Source organism: Pseudomonas sp. NFIX10 (assembly GCF_900111955.1).
In the GTDB taxonomy this organism is placed as follows: domain Bacteria; phylum Pseudomonadota; class Gammaproteobacteria; order Pseudomonadales; family Pseudomonadaceae; genus Aquipseudomonas; species Aquipseudomonas fluorescens_AA.
In genome coordinates this window covers 25,629-42,710 of the sequence record NZ_FOKH01000034.1, presented here as the reverse complement: position 1 = coordinate 42,710, position 17,082 = coordinate 25,629, and the positions used below count along the sequence as shown (strand labels likewise).

Annotated in this window: 11 protein-coding genes, 1 tRNA gene and 2 pseudogenes; 8 read left to right on the top strand and 6 right to left on the bottom strand. The window is 57.9% G+C overall.

Going from position 1 to position 17,082, the window contains the following annotated elements; genetic code table 11:
* Window positions 1–97 precede the first annotated feature (97 nt).
* The 7 genes and pseudogenes from uca to BM321_RS24575 all read left to right on the top strand — a co-directional run bounded on the left by uca (window position 98) and on the right by BM321_RS24575 (window position 8,869).
* Window positions 98–3,739: an urea carboxylase gene (gene uca, locus BM321_RS24605; protein WP_092445356.1), complete on the top strand. Its 3,642-nt coding sequence runs from the start codon at window positions 98–100 to the stop codon at window positions 3,737–3,739.
* Window positions 3,740–3,761: 22 nt separating this feature from the next.
* Window positions 3,762–5,540 carry an allophanate hydrolase gene (gene atzF, locus BM321_RS24600; protein WP_092445354.1) on the top strand — a complete coding sequence of 593 codons (1,779 nt, stop codon included), beginning with the start codon at window positions 3,762–3,764 and terminating at the stop codon, window positions 5,538–5,540.
* Window positions 5,541–5,896: 356 nt separating this feature from the next.
* Window positions 5,897–6,502: pseudogene (locus BM321_RS24595) on the top strand (GGDEF domain-containing protein); the annotation flags it as partial.
* A complete protein-coding gene (locus BM321_RS24590; RefSeq protein ID WP_092445350.1) occupies window positions 6,495–6,713 on the top strand; it encodes a cysteine-rich CWC family protein in 219 nt (72 codons plus the stop codon). The pseudogene BM321_RS24595 and the gene BM321_RS24590, both read left to right, overlap by 8 nt.
* Window positions 6,714–6,748: 35 nt before the next feature.
* On the top strand, window positions 6,749–7,441 hold the full coding sequence (locus tag BM321_RS24585) for a pseudouridine synthase (RefSeq protein ID WP_092445348.1): 693 nt from the start codon (window positions 6,749–6,751) through the stop codon (window positions 7,439–7,441).
* A gap of 310 nt (window positions 7,442–7,751) precedes the next feature.
* A complete protein-coding gene (locus BM321_RS24580; RefSeq protein WP_092445346.1) occupies window positions 7,752–8,636 on the top strand; it encodes an alpha/beta fold hydrolase in 885 nt (294 codons plus the stop codon).
* Between the two features lie 159 nt (window positions 8,637–8,795).
* Window positions 8,796–8,869, top strand: a tRNA-Gly gene (locus BM321_RS24575).
* Window positions 8,870–9,294: 425 nt separating this feature from the next.
* On the opposite strand, the gene BM321_RS24570 is transcribed toward BM321_RS24575, so the two are convergent.
* The 4 genes and pseudogenes from BM321_RS24570 to BM321_RS31400 form a co-directional block, all read right to left on the bottom strand.
* Window positions 9,295–10,425 carry an alpha-hydroxy-acid oxidizing protein gene (locus BM321_RS24570; protein ID WP_092445344.1) on the bottom strand — a complete coding sequence of 377 codons (1,131 nt, stop codon included), beginning with the start codon at window positions 10,423–10,425 and terminating at the stop codon, window positions 9,295–9,297.
* A 103-nt stretch (window positions 10,426–10,528) separates the two neighbouring features.
* Window positions 10,529–11,776: an MFS transporter gene (locus BM321_RS24565; protein WP_256573480.1), complete on the bottom strand. Its 1,248-nt coding sequence runs from the start codon at window positions 11,774–11,776 to the stop codon at window positions 10,529–10,531.
* A 29-nt stretch (window positions 11,777–11,805) separates the two neighbouring features.
* On the bottom strand, window positions 11,806–12,813 hold the full coding sequence (locus BM321_RS24560; protein ID WP_175534962.1) for a carbon-nitrogen hydrolase family protein: 1,008 nt from the start codon (window positions 12,811–12,813) through the stop codon (window positions 11,806–11,808).
* Between the two features lie 101 nt (window positions 12,814–12,914).
* A pseudogene (locus BM321_RS31400) lies at window positions 12,915–13,358 on the bottom strand (carbohydrate porin); the annotation flags it as partial.
* A 421-nt stretch (window positions 13,359–13,779) separates the two neighbouring features.
* On the opposite strand from BM321_RS31400, the gene BM321_RS24550 reads away from it, so the two are divergent.
* Window positions 13,780–14,754 carry an AraC-like ligand-binding domain-containing protein gene (locus BM321_RS24550; protein WP_092445340.1) on the top strand — a complete coding sequence of 325 codons (975 nt, stop codon included), beginning with the start codon at window positions 13,780–13,782 and terminating at the stop codon, window positions 14,752–14,754.
* Window positions 14,755–14,805: 51 nt separating this feature from the next.
* Here BM321_RS24550 and BM321_RS24545 read toward each other — a convergent pair whose 3' ends face one another.
* Both BM321_RS24545 and BM321_RS24540 read right to left on the bottom strand, forming a co-directional pair.
* Entirely contained in the window at window positions 14,806–15,738 is a 933-nt protein-coding gene (locus tag BM321_RS24545) for a ketopantoate reductase family protein (protein ID WP_092445339.1), read from the bottom strand.
* 10 nt (window positions 15,739–15,748) lie between these two features.
* Window positions 15,749–16,987 carry an OprD family porin gene (locus tag BM321_RS24540; RefSeq protein WP_371856650.1) on the bottom strand — a complete coding sequence of 413 codons (1,239 nt, stop codon included), beginning with the start codon at window positions 16,985–16,987 and terminating at the stop codon, window positions 15,749–15,751.
* Between the last annotated feature and the right edge of the window lie 95 nt (window positions 16,988–17,082).

Genomic DNA, 17,082 nt, shown 5'->3' with positions numbered 1-17,082 from the left:
AAGTTTCGCCACCTGGGACGACCCCGGCGGCCATCGACAACTGCGGGACGGCCCGCATCCCAGTTCAGGCAGCACTCATGCCTGAGGGGGCAATGCCATGTTCGAAAAAATCCTCATCGCCAACCGTGGCGCCATCGCTTGCCGCATCCTGCGGACCCTGGGCGAACTGAAGGTCCAAGGCGTCGCGGTGTATTCCCAAGCCGACGCCGCCAGCCTGCATATCCTGCAGGCCGACGAAGCCCACAGCCTGGGCGAAGGCGCGGCGGCCAATACGTATCTGGCGGTGGACAAGCTCCTGGCGATTGCCAAAAGCAGCGGCGCGACGGCGATTCATCCCGGCTACGGTTTTCTCTCGGAAAACGCAGCCTTCGCCGAAGCCTGCGAAGCGGCCGGTGTCGCCTTCATTGGTCCGACGCCACAACAACTGCGCGTGTTCGGTCTCAAGCACACCGCCCGCGATCTGGCACGGCAGCACGGCGTGCCCCTGCTCGAAGGCACCGAACTGCTGGACAGCCTCGACGCCGCACTGTTGGCCGGCACCCGGATCGGTTATCCGGTGATGCTCAAAAGCACCGCCGGCGGCGGCGGAATCGGCATGCGCGTGTGTCGCAGCGCCGCCGAACTGAGCGAATCCTTCGAAGCGGTCAAGCGCCTGGGCCAGAACAACTTCAGCGACGCCGGGGTATTCGTCGAGAAGTACATCGAACGCGCGCGGCATCTGGAAGTGCAGGTGTTCGGCGACGGCCAGGGCCAGGTGATCGCCCTGGGCGTGCGCGACTGCTCGGTGCAACGGCGCAACCAGAAAGTCCTCGAGGAAACCCCGGCGCCCAACCTGCCCGAGGGCATGGCCGACGAACTCTGCGCAGCGGCGATCCAACTGGCCCAGGCCGTGAACTACCGCAGCGCCGGCACCGTGGAGTTCGTGTTCGACAGCGACGCCGGGCGCTTTTACTTTCTGGAAGTGAACACCCGCCTGCAAGTGGAGCACGGCGTCACCGAGCAGGTGTGGGGCGTGGACCTGGTGCGCTGGATGGTGCAACTGGCGGCCGGAGACCTGCCGCCACTGAACGAGTTGAGCGTGGGTTTAAAAGCCGAGGGCCATGCGATCCAGGCCCGCTTGTATGCCGAGGATCCAGGCCGGGACTTCCAGCCAAGCCCTGGGCTTTTGACCGCCGTGAAATTCCCCGAGGCCGACGGCAAACAGTTGCGCATCGACACCTGGGTCGAGGCCGGCTGCCAGATCCCGCCCTATTTCGACCCGATGATCGCAAAAGTCATTCGCTGGGCGCCGACTCGCGAGCAAGCGCGCCTGGGCCTTTATCAAGCACTGGACGAAAGCCTGTTGTACGGCGTCGAAACCAATCGCGACTACCTGCAACAGATTCTCCTCGATGCACCGTTTGCCAACGGCCAGCCCTGGACCCGCTGCCTGGACGCGTTGGTCTACCGCGCCCACACCGTTGAAGTGCTCAGCCCCGGCACCCAGACCAGCGTCCAGGACTATCCCGGCCGCCTCGGTTATTGGGCGGTGGGGGTGCCGCCGTCAGGACCGATGGACAGCCGTTCGTTGCGCCTGGGCAATCGCCTGCTGGGCAATGAAGAAGGTGCGGCGGCATTGGAAATCACCATGAACGGGCCGCTGCTGCGTTTCAATTGCGAGGCCCGGGTGGCGGTGACCGGTGCGGTGATTGCCCTCACGCTCGACGGTGAAGCCGTCCCGATGAACACCCCATTGTCGATCGCTGCCGGCGCCACCCTCGCCATCGGCAACATTTCCGGTGCCGGGGTGCGCAGCTACCTGTGCCTGCAGGGTGGCGTACAAGTGCCGGATTACCTGGGCAGCAAAAGCACCTTTACCCTCGGTCAGTTCGGCGGCCATGGCGGACGGGCGTTGTGTACCGGCGATGTGTTGCATCTGATGCCGCTGGATGAGCATACGCCCCCGGCGCCAACCAGCGCGCCGATCCTCGAATTGCCGAGCGTGCGCCAGATCCGCGTGATCTATGGCCCCCACGGCGCGCCCGAATATTTCACCGAGCGCTACATCCAGACGTTCTTCGACACCGCCTGGGAAGTGCACTTCAACTCCAGCCGCACCGGCGTCCGACTGATCGGGCCAAAACCTGAATGGGTTCGCGCCGACGGTGGCGAGGCCGGGCTGCATCCTTCCAACATCCATGACAACCCCTACGCCATCGGCGCCGTGGACTTCACCGGCGACATGCCCGTCATCCTCGGCCCCGACGGCCCGAGCCTGGGCGGTTTCGTCTGCCCGGTGACGGTGATCGAAGCGGATCTCTGGCAGTTGGGGCAGCTCAAGGCCGGGGACAAGGTGCGATTCGTGCCGGTGGACCTGAAGACCGCCCGCTCACTTGCCTTGGAATACGCTAACTGTGGGAGCGGGCTTGCTCGCGAAAGCGGTCTGTCTGATACATCCATGCTGAATGTGCCATCGCTTTCGCGAGCAAGCTCGCTCCCACAGGGGATCGTGTCGCCTGTGGTATTGGATATCGGCCAGGACGACACCCGGATGGTGGCGAGATTAGCCGGCGACACTCATCTGCTGCTGGAAATCGGCGCCCCCGAACTGGACCTGGTGCTGCGCTTTCGCGCCCATGCCTTGATGCAGGCTTTGGAACACAAACAATTGCACGGTGTGATCGACCTGACGCCGGGCATTCGCTCGCTGCAAGTGCACTATCAACCCGAACAATTGCCCCTGGCCGATCTACTGAGCATCGTCGCCGGCGAGTGGGACGCCGTGTGCGCCGCGCAGGACCTGCAAGTGCCGTCGCGCATCGTTCACCTGCCACTGTCCTGGGACGATCCGGCTTGCCAGCTGGCCATCGAGAAATACATGACCACGGTGCGCAAGGACGCGCCCTGGTGCCCGAGCAACCTGGAGTTCATCCGACGCATCAACGACCTGCCCAACCTCGATGAAGTGCAGCGTACGGTGTTCGACGCCAGCTACCTGGTGATGGGCCTGGGGGACGTCTACCTCGGCGCACCAGTCGCCACACCGCTCGACCCACGCCATCGACTGGTGACCACCAAGTACAACCCGGCCCGCACCTGGACCGCGGAAAACTCGGTCGGCATCGGCGGCGCCTACATGTGCGTGTACGGCATGGAAGGGCCTGGCGGCTATCAGTTCGTCGGGCGCACGTTGCAGATGTGGAATCGTTATCGGGAGGTCGCCGCATTCGACGGCAAGCCCTGGTTGCTGCGGTTCTTCGATCAGATCCGCTTCTACCCGGTCAGCGCCGATGAGTTGCTGCACATCCGCCGCGAATTCCCCCTGGGCCGCTTCGACCTGAAGATCGAGCACAGCCAGCTCAACCTCGCTGACTACCGGCGTTTCCTGGTGCAGGAAGCCGACAGCATCGCCGCGTTCCGCCGCAAGCAACAAGGCGCCTTCGAGGCCGAGCGCGAGCGTTGGATCGCCAGTGGCCAGGCGCACTTCGACAGTGAAGAACCGGCCATCGCGCCAAGCGAAGATTCGCTGCTGACCGAAGGTCAACTGAGCGTCGACAGCCACATCGCTGGCAACCTCTGGCAAGTGCAGGTCGACGTTGGCACGCGGGTGGCCGCCGGTGATGTGCTGGTCATCCTGGAGTCGATGAAGATGGAAATCCCGGTGCTTGCGCCCTCGGCCGGCGTGGTGCGCGAGGTGCGCGTCCAGGCCGGTTCGGCGGTGCGCGCCGGACAGCGCGTCGTGGTGCTGGAACGTGACTGAACTCAATCAAAGGATTAACACCATGAACCTTTCGCTTCGCTTGGACGACCTGCGCGATGCCTATCGCAGCGGCGAACTGACGCCCCGCAAATTGCTGTTGGACCTGCGGGAAAAAGCCGCGGCGCTGAACCCGGACTATCACCTGTTCATCCACCTGCTGACAGTCGAGGAACTGGAGCCCTACCTGGCCGCGTTGGAAGGCCGCGACCTGGAGAGCCTGCCCTTGTACGGCGTACCTTTTGCCATCAAGGACAACATCGACCTGGCCGGCATTCCGACCACCGCAGCCTGCCCGGCGTTTGCCTATGTGCCGCCACGCTCGGCGACCATCGTCGAGCAGTTGCTGGCACTGGGCGCGATCCCCCTGGGCAAGACCAACCTCGACCAGTTCGCCACCGGGCTCAATGGCACCCGCTCGCCCTACGGCGCCTGCCGCAACAGCGTGTTGCCCGACTATCCGGCCGGTGGTTCGAGCGCCGGTTCGTCGCTGGCCGTGGCCCTGGGGGTGGCGAGTTTTGCCTTGGGCACCGATACCGCCGGCTCCGGTCGGGTGCCCGCCGCGCTGAACAATCTGCTGGGATTGAAAGCCACCCTGGGCTTGATCTCCACGGCGGGCGTGGTCCCGGCCTGTCGCACGCTGGACTGCGTCACGACCTTCACGGCGACGGCCAAGGAAGCCAGCCAGCTGTTGGCGCTGACGGCCCGTCCAGACCCTCGTGACGACTACAGCCGCCACAACCCGCAGTGGAACGACGGCTCTGCGTTCGGCGCGCCTCGGCGCTTTCGCTTCGGCGTACCGCGCCAGCAGGACCTGGCATTTTTCGGCTGTCCTGAAGGTCCGCACCTGTTTCTGGATGCCATCGAGCGACTCGAACGTCTGGGCGGCGAAGCCGTGGAGCTGGACCTGTCGCCGTTCCTGGAAGCCGCACGGCTGCTTTATGAAGGTCCGTGGGTGGCCGAACGCTACAGCGTCGCCGGCCCATTGATGGAGCGCGAGCCCGACGCCGTGCTGCCCGTCATCCGTGCCGTACTGGCGAAAGCGCCTACGGTGGATGGCGTACAAACCTTCCGTGCCCGCTACCGTTTACAAACGCTCAAAGCCCACTGCGACCGGGCCATGGACGCGCTTGACTGTGTACTCACACCGACCATCGGCCGGCCAGTGACCCTCGCCGAACTGGACGCCGAACCGGTGCTACGCAACTCGGAACTGGGTTATTACACCAATTTCATGAACCTGCTGGACTACGCCGCCGTCGCCGTTCCCAGCGCGTTCATGGCCAACGGTTTGCCCTGGGGCGTGACGCTGTTCGGTCGAGCGTTCACCGATCAATACCTCCTGAGCCTGGCCGATGCCTTGCAGCGTCAACAGGACAAGACCTTGCCCGTGCCCGCCCACCCGGCGCGCCACGACCGGGCGCGGCTGGTCGTGTGCGGCGCACACCTGGACGGGTTGGCACTGAACTGGCAGCTCAAGCAACGCGGTGCCCGGCTGATCGAGGCCACCCAAAGCTCGCCGGACTACCGCCTCCATGCCTTGGCCGGGGGCCCCCCCTTGCGACCCGGTATGGTTCGGGTTCGTGAAGGTGGCGTGGCGATCGAGGTCGAAGTCTGGGAGCTGCCGAGCAGCGAACTGGGCTCGTTCCTGACGGGCATTCCCGCACCGTTGGGGCTGGGCAAGGTGCAACTGGCCGATGGACGCTGGGAAAGCGGATTCATCTGTGAATCGTATGGCCTGGAAGGCGCGCGGGACATCAGTCATCTGGGGGGATGGCGGGCTTATCTAACGACCCTTGAGTAAACAGTACCCTGTGGCGAGGGGATTTATCCCCGCTGGGCTGCGCAGCAGCCCCAAAACCTGTCAGCGTGGTGTATCAGACAGAGTGCATTGGGGCCGCTTCGCGGCCCAACGGGGATAAATCCCCTCGCCACAATTTTGCAAACCTGTAAATTCGACTGTCTTTTCCCACAAGGCCACTAAACTGACTCCATTGGGTCCTAGCCAAGGGAATCGCCATGTCGCTTCGTTCGCCGTTGTATTCCCAGCGCAAGCCGCTGCTGGTCGTGGTGGCGTTGCTTGGTACAAGCTTCCTGATCATTTCATTGTCGGGCTACTACGCCGCCCATACCTCGATACGCGATCACATTCTCAAGACGCTGTGCGTGAACCTGCTGGTCGGCCTGCTCGTGACGCTGGCGGTCCTGGCCATTCTTTGTCGGCTGATCAACAACTACCAGCAGCGCATCGACGCCCAGGCCACCCTCGACAGCCTGACCGAATTGCCGAACCGCCGTGGCTTCGACCTGCTGGCCGTGCAAGCCCTGCACGAAGCCCAGCGCGAGCCCAGACCCTTGACGGCGCTGCTGGTGGAACTGGACGACTTCAAGCGGCTGGACACCACTCACGGTCATATCGCCACCGATCAACTGTTGACCGGGTTCGCCCGCAGCCTGACTGAGAGCCTGCGGCATTCGGACATCGTCTGTCGCTGGAGCGCCGAAGCCTTTGTCGTCCTGCTCAAGGACACCGACGGACAGACCGGTCTGAAAATCGCGGAGAAAATTCGTCAGCACATCGAAAAGCAGCGCTATTTCTGCAGTGGTAAACAATTGTTGGTCACCGTCAGCCTCGGCCTCACCACCTTGCAGGACGAAGACACCTTGCACAGCTTGCTGTCGCGGACCGATCATGCGTTGCAACGCGCCCGGCAGACCGGGCGCAACCGAACCTGCGTGGACATGCCTCACTCCAGTTATGAATAAACCCGACCTTTGCCCGGCCTGCGGCGGCATCAACGACTGCACCCTGGCCGACCCACGAACCGCCGACCGGGCCTGCTGGTGTTATGGCGTGAGCATCGACCCGGCGGTGCTTGAAGCATTGCCGGCCGAACTGCGCGATCAGTCCTGCCTGTGCCCACGCTGCGCCCAGGTCCAAGCCCAGTTGCGCGCCAAGCCCCAGCCGATCGCGTAAGATGCCCACCCTCCGCTGCCCTGCCTGAACTGCCCATGCGCGTCGACCGTTTCCTCAGCAATCTGCCGCGATTCAATCGCCAACAAGTGCGCCTGTTGCTGGTGGAGCGCCGGGTGCGGATCGACGGCCAGACCGTCAACGATCCCCATGCAGCGGTACGTGAGTTCAGCCGCGTCGAAGTCGACGACGAAGTGCTGCAAGCCGGCAGACCGGCGCGCTACTTCATGTTGCACAAGCCGGCCGGCTGCGTCAGTGCCACTCGCGACCCGCAACACCCCACCGTGCTCGACTGGCTGGACGAACCGGACAAGGACGACCTGCACATCGCCGGGCGCCTGGATTTCAACACCACCGGGCTGATGCTGATCACCAATGACGGCAGCTGGTCGCGGCGCCTGACCCAACCGCAGACCAAGCTGCCCAAGGTCTACTACGTCGAAACCGAGCGAACCATCACGGCCGAATACGCCGACACCTTCGCCCAAGGCCTGTATTTCGCCTTCGAAGACCTCACCACCCAGCCGGCAGAACTGACGCTGCTGGGGGAAAAATCGGCGCGTTTGAGCATTGTTGAAGGGCGCTACCATCAGGTCAAACGCATGTTCGGCCACTTCGACAACAAGGTGCTGCGCCTGCACCGTGAATGCATGGGGCCACTGCTGCTGGACGCCAACCTCGAGCCCGGTCAGTACCGCGCCTTGACGCCTGAGGAAGTCAGCCTGATCTGAGTCGATGACCGTCGGGCAGAAGTGTCGAACAATTTTCCGACAGGTACTTGCGCAACGGTCGCCCCCCTGCTTGAATCAAACCGTCGGCCGAAATGTGACCGATGAGTCACCACATACTTCCAAGAAACTTTTTGCCGGCGGGAACCCTCAGGTTCCGCCTTGTCCGCCCGGCAAACTGCCCGCCATAACAACACCCGTCGACCGTCTTCCTTGGATCGACATGGGCCTTATCTTCCAGGCGTATGCCTACCTGTCACATTGCCCGTGCAATCTCATTGCGCGCATACCCGCTTGCCAGGAGTCTTATGACATGAGGCCAGAAATCGCTGTGCTGGATATACAGGGTCAGTATCGGGTTTACACGGAGTTCTATCGCGCAGACGCCGCACAAAAGACCATTATCCTGGTCAACGGATCGATGGCCACCACCGCGTCGTTTGCACAGACCGCCAAAAACCTCTACCCGCAATTCAATGTCGTGCTGTACGACCAACCCTACGCGGGCAAGTCCAAGGCTCACAATCGTCACGAGAAAATGCTGACGAAGGAGATCGAAGGGCAGATCCTCCTGGAGCTGATCGACCACTTCGCCGCCGAGCACGTGCTGTCGTTTTCCTGGGGCGGCGCCGCCACGCTGAGCGCCCTGGCCCATCGGCCAAGGCGCATCGAAAAAGCGGTGATCAGCTCGTTCTCACCGGTGCTCAACGCGCCGATGCGCGACTACCTGGAACGCGGCGTGGATTACCTGGGCAGCCTGGACGGCGACCGTGTCGGGCACTTGGTCAACAGCACCATCGGCAAGCACTTGCCGCCGTTGTTCAAGCGCTTCAACTATCGCCACGTCAGCAGCTTGGCCGAGCATGAGTACGGGCAGATGCACTTTCACATCACCGACGTGCTCCACAGCGACCAGCAGTGCTACGTCAACGCGGCCAGGAAAATCAACGTGCCGGTGCTGTTCCTGAACGGCGAATGGGACGAATACACCTCGGCCGTCGACGCCAGGCTGTTCGCCAACCACGTCGAGCACAGCACCTTCAGCACGCTGCAAGCCACCGGGCACTTCCTGGACATGGAACACAAAGCCGCCTGCCGCGACAGCCGCAACGCCTTGCTGGGTTTCCTCACACCGGAACACCACGAAAGCCGACCGCGCTACAACTACGTGCAGGGCTACCATGCACTGGCTATCTGAAACCGAGTCCTCGCGAGCAAGCCCCCTTCCCCTTCAGCACAGGGGCTTGCCCGTCAACGACCGCTCTGGTTTGAGCCTTGCGTAGGCGAGTGACCTCGCCATACGTAAAGAAAAACTTCAAATCCGTGGCCACATCTGGTACAAAGTCAGCCGCTCTGAGCGGGTGTCGTATAATGGCATTACTCCAGCTTCCCAAGCTGATAACGAGGGTTCGATTCCCTTCACCCGCTCCATTATTTTCAAGGCTTCCAGCCTTCCCCGCTTCACCCAGGTGTCTGTTATCGTATTCACGCAACTGGACAACGAACAGAAACAGGCACCTCCGCCATCTACAGGTCACGGTCCACAAATGACTGAGCCTGGCTCCATAGCTCTAACCCTTCATCCCGCACCGCCCCAACACTCAGTATCTTTCACAAAGAATAACAAAACGCGACTTCACACAATTCGAACGAGCGATTCTATAGAATCCCTACGGAATTGCCTGGATCGCATCGATAGAAAAGCTGGCTTTGCGTCCTCACAGCAGGGGCAGCCACCAACGACGGAGCGGTATCCCGTATGGGCTCAGAGATAGCGCGGGTCAAGCAACGGTCCGCAAGCAGGAAGCTGGTCGAGGATCTGTCCAGGCCTCCATACTGGCCACCTGCAATCCGAATTAGCTATGGCGTTTTTTCAGATAATCCGGTGACAAATCTCTAACCGAAGCACACCCCATATTCGCGAGCGTACGATCCATCTCGTCACGAATGATGTTGAGAACTTCGCTCGCACCCTCCTCGCCAGCTGCCGCCAATCCGTAAAGGAGAGGTCGACCGATGAGCACAGCGCCAGCGCCAAGCGCCAAGGCTTTGATCACATCCGAGCCTCTCCTGAAACCGCTGTCCACTAGCACCTTTCCTGGATGAGTAGCGGAAATCTCCTGAAGAGACACCATAGGTGAACAGCTGGAGTCCAATTGACGGCCACCGTGATTCGAAAGCACTACGCCGTCGGCCCCCAACTCCATACATCGCGCGGCATCTTCAGGGTGGAGAATCCCTTTAACGATCAGTCGATGCGGCCATATGGCTCGCAAACGCTCAAGAGAAGCCCAGTTATAGCTTGCGTCCATTTTCCGGGAAAGCAACGCAGCCTGGAGTTCCACGTTGTTGGCGTCCTGATTGGCAAAGTTCGCCATCTGAGGCATTCCCCCAGCAAGCAAACTGAGCGACCACCGAGGGTGCAGCGCACCATCCAACACCACCTTGGGCGTGTACTTGAATGGAAGACCAAATCCACTGCGCAGATCGCGCTCACGCTTTCCGTTCACAGCGACATCGGTGGTGAGCACCAGGGTCTTGTATCCAGCCGCCAGAGCACGTGAGACAAGTTGGTCAGCAAGAGAGGGATGCACAACATACAGTTGGAACCAAAGATCGCCGCCGGCCTCGTCGGCAACCTCCTCAATTGATGCATTGGCAGCCGTAGAAAGCATGAATGGGATACCCGCTTTCGCTGCTGCCCTTGCCAATGCGATATCGCCTTTCGGCCAGAAAGCACCGTTAAGCCCCATCGGCGCGACCATAAGTGGCAGTGGCTGGGACGTGCCAAACACGTCAACACCGAGGTCTCGCTGGGCGACGTCGACCAGACGTCTTGGGATCAGCTCCCATTGATCGAACGCATCCCGATTACGCTGTAGACATTTTTCATCATCCGCACCACCGTCAAGGTAGTCGAAGACCATTCGGGGAAGACGCCGCCGTGCCAAGGAGCGAAAGCCTTCTACGCTAAATGCTGAGTTCATGAAGCCCTCAAGGCAGTACGAAAATTGAAAACTAAAACCCCACTCTATTGAGCAGGGTCTAATTGATCAAATCGATATTATCTCAACGCCGAATAGATACTGCTTATTCAGTTGAGATCGGCAGAGTTAATGAATTTGGCCGACGTGCAGCTGCGCCGGGCGCAGTTTCGATCAGAAACATGCCAGTCACAGCTGCTCCGAGCGACACTGCCCCCACAACCATCATCGGGACAGCCAACCCGTACATGTCAGCCAAACCTCCAGCGACAACAGGCATTAAAACGCCGCCTATCAACTCACTCACCCCGGTGGGTACACCGACTGCTGAACCCGTCATGGTAGAGGGTACCGATTCACTCGGTATCACGGCCAGGAACAACGGCGCGATGCCAAATCCGAAGATGCCGGCAACGAACAGGATAGAAAACATCACTACCGGACCTGCATGACTGAGAGCAAACGCCAACATCAAAACGCCGTACATCGTAGCGCAAGCCACCAGCACGGATTTACGCCCCCAGCGATCTGATAACGCAGGCACAGCGATCATCCCGATGAAACCACCAAATCCCCAGCCCGACACGATCAGTCCCGTTGTGCTTAACGACAGCCCCACCACTTGAGTGAGGTATAGAGCTACAAAGGTCGAAAACACGAACAGACCGGTTTGGAACAGCGAACCAATGATCGTCGTCACCCAGATATTGCGGAATCTAAGAACACTCCTGAGAGGTGTGCTTTTGACAGCGTCGACCTCAGGAAGACTCTTGCTGGGCTCTCGCATTAGCTTGGCCAACATCGCCGTCAGGATCAGTCCAGGGATCCCCAGTAAGAAAAACACCCACTCCCACGGCATGTACAGGCTCAACTGGGTCGCGATGATTGGGCCCAGGCCGATACCGAGCAACGGAAAAAACGCTTGGTGGACTCCCATGTTCAGTCCACGCCGCTTAGGCGTCGAGATCTCTGCAAGCGTTGCAACGCTAACGCTGAATACACCGCCCTCGCCCACGCCGAGCAACCCTCGGACAATCAGCATGCCAGTGAAGTTTTTTACAACCCCAGTCATCCAGGTCATCAGTGAGAAGAAGATGCCTGAGTAAATCAGCACCTTTTTCCGCCCGTGACGATCACTCACACCGCCAAGAAAATAGGTTGATAACGCCCACGTCAACGCCAGTACGGAAGCAATGGCTCCAGCTTGGGTATTACTCAATCCCAACTCTGGAATCAAAATCGGGAACAGGTATACAACTACCAGCCGATCAAGGCCCACAATGCCAAATAGCACTGCAAGCAACCAAACCATCTTCCACTCGTAAGCCGAATCACCATGCGATTTATGTTGCATGTTATATCCTCAAAGGAGGGTGGAATCGATTAATTGGACTCGAGGTCGCCAACGAGGACGACTTCGTCGTCCGCACGGGCTGATGCCTTTTCCGTTACAGGCCGGCGCGACTCACCATTGAACAGCAGACGTGTCACGTCACTGCGGGAGTAATGGCCAACCGGATCTGCCGCAACTTTAGCCAGCGTGACGGCATCGAGATTCACATCTGCGTAGAGCAGACCTTCTTGATCCGGTGCCAAGGGAGTCACCAAATCCGCCCCGTCTGGGCCGTAAATTCGCGCATATCCGCCACCCACCTTGAGCAGACGGCGGGTGTCATCGTTTTGGCAAAGGGACTCGACCACGTCCTCAGAAACCATCCCACAGGGAGCGAGGACAAAACACTGGCCTTCGGCGGCATAGGTACGGCTGACAGCGTTATTCACCTCACCGCCAATCGCTGCAGTGACATCGGTATAGAGCGAGAAGCCAGGCCATGCGGCCACGTGAACTTGCTCGTGCTTGCTGTACATGGCGAACTTCGTGAGCGGCTGGATATGTTCCCAACAGCAGAGACCACCAAGCCGACCAATACGGGTCTCATGGACTTGGATATCACTACCGTCACCCTCCCCAAACACCATTCGCTCAGCAACAGTCGGCTTGAGCTTGCGACGCGTCGACAGCGTACGTCCTTGGTCATCGATAAAAGCTTGGGCCATATACAAGCTCCCATTAGACTTTTCAGTAAAACCAACGCAGACGAAAATCTGGTGCTCCGCAGCCGCTTGCTCCAAACGCCGATAGTCTGGGCTGTCGATCACCAAAGCCTGGTCGTGGTACTTGAGCATGTACTGCATTGCCCATGCGGGAGAGCCGAGCCAGAAGAACCATGGATAGCCTGGGATGAAATTTTCGGGAAACGCAATCAATCGGGCCCCGCTCGACGCCGCCTCAGCAATGAGCCGAATGCATTTCTCGACGGTCGCCGCACGATCCATAAAAACAGGTGCGGCTTGTACCACCGCAACTCGATACGAAACTGAAGAAGACATAAAGACCTCAAAAAATATGGCACGCAGCCGTCCCCTGCATCTTTGCTGAAAAAGAGCAGGGAAAATGTGCTGAAAGTCTTGCGAAATTTGCTTGAGCTTCCCTAAGGAGGGAAGCGCTTAGGGGCTGACAGCAACGTCCGAGAAGTTCTGCCTCTGCAAGGCAACATGCTGTGGTGCCACCAATTCGGTCGCACTATGGCCAACCCCAACGCATACGCCCCCGGTGCCACCGCCCAACCTTGTGCTTTGGCGTCAAAGTCTGCGAGCAATCGCGAATCCACATGTAGGATAAGCTTCAAGTACCAATCTAGGGTGATGTGATAGGTTGTAGAAGCTGCCCGTGTGCTGATAGGCCATCCGTACCAGATGATGCTGATACCGGGCACGGTGCCGCAGTTGACCAAACTCTGAAACTCACAAGTGGACAGAAAAAATTCTGTGGGGGTCATTTTCCCAACCCGCACACTCAGTTGCTTGTTAAAGAAATTTTGTTGGTGGGCCAGCCGGGTGAGATGAGTCACCGAACCGAAGCCCCATACCTCTGCTACAGGTTGGGAAGTGAGCCGGTGTGTGGGTCGTTAACGCGCGTGTTAGTCAGTAACTCATGGTTGTTTCGATTCGTTACGACAAGGCTAAACTCCCCGTCCATTTCTTTTGCTCAGGTCGTAATTAAAAAGCGCTGCGGCGACGGGCAGTTTGTCAGGAAATAGACTTGAGTCGCGGCCCTCCACTTCCTGCGGAAATTGCCTCTGTTTCTTACGTTGGAATGCGTTTCCAAATGCGTGCAGAACAAATTGAAATGCTCTGAAAAAGGGCGTGACATGGGCGGGAAATACAAAAGCAATAAACTGATTTGTACTCACCTTCCAATTTTTCTTGCCTTAGTTGCTCGGGTTGACCTGACTGGGGGTGGCGGGCATCTTATTTGCTTGCCTATAGCCAAGCAGCTTGCGCAGGAAACACACCATGCAAACGACTCTCTCCACCCAGGCCATTCCTGAAGGCGAACGTCTTGATTTTTGGCGGGACCTGATCGGTAGGATGTTTATGCCTCTGGAGTGCGCTGCCGGTGCCGGGACGTCTTTCAGTGCTGATCTGCATCATGCTCCTGTGGGCGCCTTAGACTTGATGACCATGGCTGCTAGCCCACACGCAGTCACACGGAGCGCTCGCTTGGCCCGGAAGTCTGACGCTGACTACTTCATGGTCAGTTATCAAATCTCTGGACACGGATATTTGAAGCAGGAAGATAAAGAGTCCAAGCAAAAGGCTGGTGATTTTGTTGTTTACGACAGTACCCGGCCATTTGATATGGAGTACGATGGAAATTTCAGCAAATACATCCTTAGGATTCCTCGCCGCCTGCTCAATGCCCATATAAGCAGCCCAGAAAAACTTTGCGGCCTAACTATAGATTCCAAAGCCAGCCCGAGCATTTTACTTGGTGGAATGTTGCGTTCATTGGCAGAGAATAATATTGAGCTCACATCGCCAGTTTCAGATTCAATAGCCAATGCGCTTATTGAGCTGGTAGTGGGAGGGTTACAGTCTCTCCCCCAGTCACGGCAATGCGAAGTATCGAGATTGCATATGTTCCATATCTCCAGAGTGAAGAACTACGTCATTCAGAACTTGCGTGATCCTAGTCTGAATGTTGAGAAAGTCGCTATGGATCTCAAAATGTCAGTAAGTTCACTCTACCGAATTTTCGGGCATGAAGAGCAGCCACTCTCCCAATGGATATGGAGCCAGAGGCTTCAGCTCTGTCAGAAAGACCTGAAAAGCCACGCCCTTAAAGGTAAGAATATCGGAGAGATCGCGTTCGACTGGGGTTTCAGCAACTGTACCCATTTCAGCCGTGCATTCAAACGCGAAACGGGGATGACACCAAAAGAGTTTAGGCAACAGCATTTCTCAGGTCGGGAGATAAGCGCCGTGTGAACAGTGGCATTGGAGGGAGCACGGAGCCCTTTTGACAGAGAGCCCCGCTGGCTATAACAGGGAATCAGACCTGAGGGCCTGCTCTTTCATCCCAACTAACGTGTAGAGGCTCGTCGTGATCGGTACCGCGACCTCGCGCTCACGCCCAATCATGACAATCGCACCTGCGATAAAGTCGTTTTCTGTCCTACGTCCGGCCTCGATGTCTTGGAGCATTGATGGTTTGTGAGTGTTGTGGTGTGAGAAAGCATGATTGATAGCCTCTAGAACTCGAGACGTACTTACCACTACGCCAACGGCTCGAGCCACGGACGCAACCTCTTCCACAACGGCGTTGGCCAAACATGCCCCGCCCTTCGCGAGAGCCACGCCCCCTACGGTCAGCCCAGAAACGGCACATATCGAATTCAAAGCGACATTGAACGCAAGCTTCTCCCAGATATACATCTGGACATCAGGATCAGCGGTACACGCCAGGCCGGCATTATCGAATGCTTCAGCGATCCTCCGGACTTGGCTGACCTCTACTCCCGTGTAGCTCCAGATTTTCACGAGGCCATGGCCCTGGCTGTAGATATTCCCTGGCGATCTGAGTTGAGCAGGGAAATCAGTCATCCCGACGATTAACCGGTGTGGGCTCACGACCTCGGAGATCAGTTCAGCATTCCCCAAACCATTCTGCACCGACAAAACCCATGTGGATGCATTCACAAGATGACGGGCGTCACTGATCGCCTTCGCGGTGTGAAAGCCCTTTGTGAACACGATCAGCAGATCAAACGGGCCTTGAAAACTACTCGACTCCCCAATTTCAGGCCATACACGCTGACTGGACTGATCATCAATCAGCTGTAAACCTTCACTCCGTATGGCCTCGATAGTAGGTTTTGAAACCTCTATAAACACCACGGTGTGGCCACCAAGAAACAAGCGAGCACCAAAAAGTCCGCCCATTGCCCCCGCGCCAATCACTCCAATACGCATGTAGGCTCCACTAAAACTGGTAGGTGTAGGTAGTGATGATGCGATTTTCGTCGTAGTCCGCACCCGCCAATCGCCCGTTGCCATATTTGGTTTTTACATCAATGTGCCGCCACTCAAACCCTACGTTTTTGAATAGTCCGCTCTGTATCACGTAGCTGAGCACCCAATTACTTTCGCTTTCGACGTTTTTTGGTAGAGCGTTGCTGCCCCTGTCGATTCCAGTGCCACGCATATACCGAGTCATGACTTTCAGTCCTGGCACACCCATCGCTGCAAAATCATAGTCGTATCTGACCTGCCACGAACTTTCATTGGGCTTAAAGAAGCCCAAGGTAGACCAGTTAACCAAATAGGGCTGAGGTGCATAGCCGTTAAAGAGAGGAAACGCAGAATCTCCGAGCATACGCTGGTAGCCAACCCCAATTCCGTGACCAGCTTTTCGCAATGTGGTCATGGCACCATAGGTCTGGTTGTCGATCTTGCCATAGAGAGCATCACCATCTTCTGCATTATGATAATACCTGAGATCAGTTTTGAGCGAGTAACCATTGCCCAGCCCCAAAACATCAGTCAGTCCAAAATAATGCTGCTTGTATATATCTTCCAATTGGCCATAAAAATAAGTACCCGAAAGCTCCGGAGTAAATTGGTACGTCGCGCCAGCGAAATTCAATCCATCGCTACGGTGTTTGACATCGGGGCCGTTCATCAAATAAATCTTTTCGTGACTGGACGATTCTCGGGCCGCAATTTCCGTGATGCGCCCACCTGTAAGCGTCAAACCATCCCACTCTTTCGATTCCAGCAGCGCACCTTGGTAGGTTGTGATGAGCTGACGAGATTCGTCCACGTAAGCAACCGGAAGCATCGGCCTGAGCTCGCCTACCTTAAGCTCTGTTTTGGAAACCCGGATTTTCCCCGTCAGACTGGAGCGGCCATACTCCTTCACCTGTTCCCCGCGACTGCTATCGTACGGGATCACGCTATCAGGCCCCCTCCCTCCGCCTCCGTCCAGTCGATAAGCCCATTGTGCGCTACTGTCAAAACCGAACTGCACAGGGCCATTGGTATAGCCTGAAATGAATCGCAAATCAAAACCTTGCGTCCAGCTTCCAACTCGGGACTTTGGAGCATCGTTTTGTTTGAAGTCGCGATCTATATAAGCATTACGCAGCCCCAGTGTAACTTTACTATCCTCGACAAAATCCGCCTTTGCCGAGAATGGTTGACCCAAAGTTACGCAACTCATGACGATAGCACTGCACTTGGACCTAGTGAAGTTTTGCATGAATATACCTTTTTATTTTTTTTTAGAAGACAACAACAGGCTGCCCTTTAGAAATC